A 5273-nucleotide genomic window follows, 5' to 3' on the forward strand; every position below is an offset into this window, starting at 1 on the left:
GCCGCGGCGCCGCTTCGCTCACAGCGGCGTCACCAGCGCTTGAAAGAGGTAGCCCAATCCGCGCTCGGTGCAAATAAACTGCGGGTGGCGCGGGTTCGGTTCGATCTTGCGGCGCAGGCGCAGGATCAGCACGTCGATGGTGCGGTCGTAGACCTCGGTGTCGGCGCTGCGGGTTTGCTCCAGCAGTTCGTCGCGCGACCACAGGCGCTGCGGCTGGCGGGCCAGGGTTTCGAGCAGGCGGTATTCACCTTGCGTGAGCGCACACAGCTCGCCGGCGCGGCTGCGCAACTCGCGCCGGCCCAGGTCCAGCACCCAGTCGCCAAAAGCCAGGCGCGGGCTGTTGGACGGTGCCTGGACCTGTGCCGGTGCAGCGACGGCCGGTGCGCCGGCCTGCTCGTAGCGGCGCAGCACCGCGCGCACGCGCGCCACCAGTTCGCGCATGCCAAAGGGCTTGATCAGGAAGTCGTCGGCCGCAAGTTCGAGCAGCAGCACGCGGTCGGTCTCGTCGCTGCTGCCGCTGATCATCACGATGGGCACGCGCGAGACCTGGCGCAGCTGCCGGGCCAGCACCAGGCCGTCTTCGTTGCGCAGGCGCAGGTCCATCAGCACCAGGTCGTGGCGGTGCCTGGCCATGGCCTCGCGCATCTGCGCGGCACCGTCCACGCAGTCGACCTCGAAGCCGCTGCGGTGCAGCACGTCGTCCAGCATCTGGCGCATGTCGGCGTCGTCGTCGACCACCAGCACGCGCGATGGCGGCGTGGCGCCGAGCGACAGCGCACCCGCGGGGAACTCGGCCAGCGCCGCAGTGGGCGGACTTGCCATCATCTTGTTGTCTCCTGTCGCGCCTGGCGGCTGCCGCGGCGCGTTGTCTCGCTTGTTGCCTGTCACGCCGGCCTCTTCGGGCCGGGCCTGCGCTGCAGGCAAGCCTCACAGCTTGCCTGGGCTGGGTCGCGGCCTGGATGTCGTGCGTGTCGATTCTGCATTCACAAATGAAACATGCGAAGGACGGCTAAACAGCCCCGAGGCGGGCGCAGGGACAGGGTCTCCGGGTTTTCCACAGCTTCAATGCGCCCAATCTGATGGAAAGTGGGCGCACAGCGCACATTACCTCCCCACTGCGACCCTCGCCGGCCCAGACTCGGCGCATGGGACCCGCCCTGCCGAACCGCCTTGCCGACCTTGCGCTGCTGCCCGCCTCCGGGCTGGCCAGCGTTCGGCCGTTGATGGAGCCCGGCATGGCATTGCCTCCCACCGAATCTCGCGGCACTGCCGACATCGTCACCAGCCTGCAGCAAGGGCTGCGCGTGATCGAGGTATTCGACCAGGACCGGCCGCAGCTGACGATTGCCGAGGTCGCCCGCAGAGCCGACCTGAGCCGCGCCGCGGCCCGCCGCTACCTGCTGACGCTGGCCGAGATGGGCTATGTGAAGCACGACGGCAAGACCTTCGCGCTGAGTGTCAAGGTGCTGCGGCTGGCGCAATCGTTCATGCACTCGTCGCGCCTGCCACGCTTGCTGCAGCCGCAGTTGCAGGCGATTGCGGCTGCACTGCAGGAATCTTCGTCGGCCGGTGTCCTGGAAGGTGACGACGTGATCTCCGTGGCCGCCGCCGGCTCAGGCCGGCTGACCTCCAGCACGCTGCAGCCGGGCACCCGCGTGCCGGCCTACTGCACGGCCAATGGCCGGGTGCTGCTGGCCGCGCTGTCACCCGAGGCGCTGGACGCCTGGCTGCGCCGCCAGACCTTGCCCGCCCGCACGACCCACACGCTGGTGGATCACGACGCGCTGCGCGCCGAGGTGCAGCGGGTGCGGGCGCGCGGCCATGCGCTGGTGGACCAGGAATTCGAGCTGGGCTTGCGCACCGTGGCCGTGCCGCTGCGCAACTTCAAGGGTGAGGTCGTGGCCTCGGCCAACCTCAGCGCACATGCCTCGCGCATGCGCATGGACGAGCTGGCCGAGCGTGGCCTGCCCTTGCTGCTGCAACTGCAGGCGCAGCTGCAATCGCTGATCTGAGTCGACGATGGCGCGGCGGGCGCTGTCGAACGCACTGCTTCTGCTGTTCCCGCCACCATTGCCAGGAGCTTTGCCATGCCGCCCACCACCTTTCCCACGCGCACCCAGGTCGCCATCATCGGCGCCGGCCCGGCTGGGCTGCTGCTGGGCCAGCTGCTGCACAAGGCCGGCATTGACGCGGTGGTGCTGGAGCAGCGCAGCGGCGACTACGTGCTGGGCCGCATCCGCGCCGGCGTGATCGAGCAGACCACGGTGGACCTGCTGGAGCGCGCCGGCGTGGCGGCCCGCATGCACGCCGAAGGGCTGCCGCACGATGGCTTCGAGCTGTGCGTGGACGGCCAGCGCTCGCGCATCGACCTGCATGCACGCACCGGCGGCAAGCGGGTCACCGTCTACGGACAGACCGAGATCACGCGTGACCTGATGGCCGCGCGCGCCGAAGAGGGGCTGACCACGGTGTATGAGGCCACGAATGTCGAGGTGCTGGACTTCGACGGCGACACGCCGCGCGTGCGCTTCCAGCACCAGGGCCGGGACCATGAGCTGCGCTGCGATTTCATTGCGGGCTGCGACGGCTTCCACGGCGTGTGCCGCGCCAGCGTGCCGCAAAGCTCGCTGCGCACCTTTGAAAAGGTGTACCCCTTTGGCTGGCTGGGCATCCTGGCGGACGTGCCGCCGGTGGCGCATGAGCTGATCTACGTTCGGCACGAACGCGGTTTCGCGCTGTGCAGCATGCGCTCGGCCACGCGCAGCCGCTACTACCTGCAGTGCTCGCTGGAGGACAAGGTCGAGCAGTGGAGCGACCAGGCCTTCTGGGATGAGCTCAAGCGCCGGCTGGACCCGGCAGCGGCGGCCGCACTGGTCACCGGCCCGGCCATCGAGAAGAGCATTGCACCGCTTCGCAGCTTCGTCACCGAACCGATGCGCTTCGGCCGGCTGTTCCTTGCGGGCGATGCGGCGCACATCGTGCCGCCGACGGGCGCCAAGGGGCTGAACCTGGCTGCGTCAGACGTGCAGTTCCTGGCCGAGGCGCTGACCGAGCATTACCAGGAGAAAAGCGCCGCCGGGCTGGACGGCTACTCGGCCCGCGCACTGGCCCGCATCTGGAAGGCCGAGCGCTTCTCGTGGTGGTTCACTTCCCTGATGCACAGGTTCCCGGACAACGCCGGCTTTGGCGACCGCATGCAGCAGGCCGAACTGGACTACCTGCGCCAATCGGAGGCCGCGCAGACGGTGATGGCCGAGAACTATGTGGGGTTGCCGATGGTGGCCTGAAGCCACCCGGCGGTCAGTTCTTGCAGCCTGGCGTGCCGGACTGCGAGAACGAGTTGAACAACGCGCGCTGCTGGGCGTAGCCGTTGGTGTAGTCGATGAACTGCTGGAACACCGGCACCGGCTGGAACAGCGATGCGTTGGATGGTGCTTCGAGGCGCGGCAGCGTGTAGTCCTGCAGGCCGCCGGTTTGCGAAGTCGGCGTATGCTGGAAGCGGTCGGTGCAGGCGAAGTCGCCCGTGTCGCCGGCAGCAGCCGAAGTGCCACGGTCGGTCGCCTGGTAGATGCGGGCCATCTCGCCGTAGTTGCTGATGATGGCAATGTTCTGGTTGCCCTGCCAGACCATTTGCGGATAGGTGATCTGCGCGCCTGCCGAGGCCGGCACCAGCGTCGCGTACGGGCTCCAGGCGAGCGACTTGGCGTCGTAGCGCATGTACATCAGCGCACCGCCGTCGGCGAAGGCCAGGTGGATGTAGCCCTTGCCATCCAGCGCGGTGTTGAAGTGGCTGGACACTGGCTCGCTGTCTGGCGGGTTGGGGCTGGTGTAGAGGGTCTGTGCCGCGCTCCACGGAGTGCCTGCATCACCCTTGACGGGCCGCTCGGACCAATACATGGTTTCATGCACCGTGAAGACCATGCCGACGCCCGCGGGGGTCAACACCAGGCGAGCGCTGCGCTTGACCTGAGGAGCAGGCGCGGTGGCGTCCTTCGGGCCGAACTGCAGGCCGGTGTTGTTCCACTTGGTCTTGCCGGGCTTGCGCAGGTGCAGCACGATCACCGACTTGCCGTCCGCGCTGTCCGTCTCGACAAACGCGGCCCAGGTGTTGCCCTTGGTGTCGGTGACAAAGCTGGGGTTCGCGCCGCTGGTGGTGGCGCTGCCGCGCGGCAGCGTCTGGATCGCGCCAGCCGCAAAGCTGCGTTTGCTGCTGTCGTACGGGAAGGTGACAAAACGGATGTCACCGCCGACGGTGTCATAGATGACCGACAAGCTGGACGTCGCGCTGTCGTAGTAGCCGTCCGACACATTGCTGGCACCGGTGCCGTTGAGGACCTGCTGCTGCTGCCAGGTGGCGCCAGCGTCATGGCTGGAATACAGGGTCAGCGAATTGTTGCCGGACTGCTTGGTGTGGTTGATCAGCACGTGAATGCCGCCATCGGCCGTCTGCCACGAGTGCTCCTGGTGGCGGTACGAGATCATGCGCTGCGACAGGCTGGTCAGGCTGGTGACCGTGCTGGTGGTGGTGCCAGCCTGTGCCGCCAACGATGCCAACGAAACGGCCAGACCCAACGCAAGCCCACTGGCCATGCAACGCAGGCGGCGAACGGGGTGGGGCGACACAGCGCGGGAAGTCTTCAGGCGATACATCTGTATTTACTCCAGGACATGGGGCGACTGGAATGCTGACATGCATGCATCATGCCGGCCAGCCCACAGCCAGGGGATGAGTGGCCTGACCGGGCCTTGCCACCCGAAAAAGCGTGACAAACCTCTCACCGCCTGAAACCGCGCGCCAGACGGATCCATTGCACCCGCATTGCAGGCGCAGAAATGCAAAAGGCCAGCGCAAATGCGCTGGCCTTTTTTTGTGTTGGTGCCCAGGAGAGGACTCGAACCTCCACGGAGTTACCCGCTAGTACCTGAAACTAGTGCGTCTACCAATTCCGCCACCTGGGCTTTGCTGACAAAGCATTGCTGCTTCCCGGCAAGCCTCGCACTATAGCATGTTCCAGCCAAAGTGCCAAAAATTCTAATGTGGGAAGATTTCACGGAGCATGCTGGAATCGAACCCTGTCCGCGCACGTCTTGCGAGGACTGCACTTCAGAGGCCCGTCGCCATGCCCCAACTCCACCCGCTCGCCGAAGCCCTGGTCGCCGCCCATCGCCACCACGCACTGCTGTCGCCCGCCGAATGGACCGGCCAGCCGGCCGATGCCGAAGCGGCCTACGGCCTGCAGCAGCAGGTGGGCGACACGCTGGGCTGGTGGCCG

General features: G+C 67.1%; 4 protein-coding genes and 1 tRNA gene. 2 read left to right on the plus strand and 3 right to left on the minus strand.

The features are described 5' to 3' along the window. Window positions 1-18: 18 nt before the first annotated feature. Window positions 19-825: a response regulator gene (locus tag FKP22_RS20290; RefSeq protein WP_231011627.1), complete on the minus strand. Its 807-nt coding sequence runs from the start codon at window positions 823-825 to the stop codon at window positions 19-21. Between the two features lie 410 nt (window positions 826-1235). On the opposite strand from FKP22_RS20290, the gene FKP22_RS20295 reads away from it, so the two are divergent. Further along, window positions 1236-2012 carry an IclR family transcriptional regulator domain-containing protein gene (locus FKP22_RS20295; protein WP_231011626.1) on the plus strand — a complete coding sequence of 259 codons (777 nt, stop codon included), beginning with the start codon at window positions 1236-1238 and terminating at the stop codon, window positions 2010-2012. A gap of 75 nt (window positions 2013-2087) precedes the next feature. After that, entirely contained in the window at window positions 2088-3287 is a 1200-nt protein-coding gene (pobA, locus tag FKP22_RS20300) for a 4-hydroxybenzoate 3-monooxygenase (protein WP_141289507.1), read from the plus strand. 13 nt (window positions 3288-3300) lie between these two features. On the opposite strand, the gene FKP22_RS20305 is transcribed toward pobA, so the two are convergent. After that, window positions 3301-4554 carry a hypothetical protein gene (locus FKP22_RS20305; RefSeq protein WP_141289508.1) on the minus strand — a complete coding sequence of 418 codons (1254 nt, stop codon included), beginning with the start codon at window positions 4552-4554 and terminating at the stop codon, window positions 3301-3303. Between the two features lie 320 nt (window positions 4555-4874). Continuing rightward, window positions 4875-4959 (minus strand) — tRNA-Leu (locus tag FKP22_RS20310). Window positions 4960-5273: the final 314 nt, after the last annotated feature.

The sequence above is a fragment of the Ideonella azotifigens genome (genome assembly GCF_006519715.1).
GTDB lineage: Bacteria > Pseudomonadota > Gammaproteobacteria > Burkholderiales > Burkholderiaceae_C > Ideonella > Ideonella azotifigens.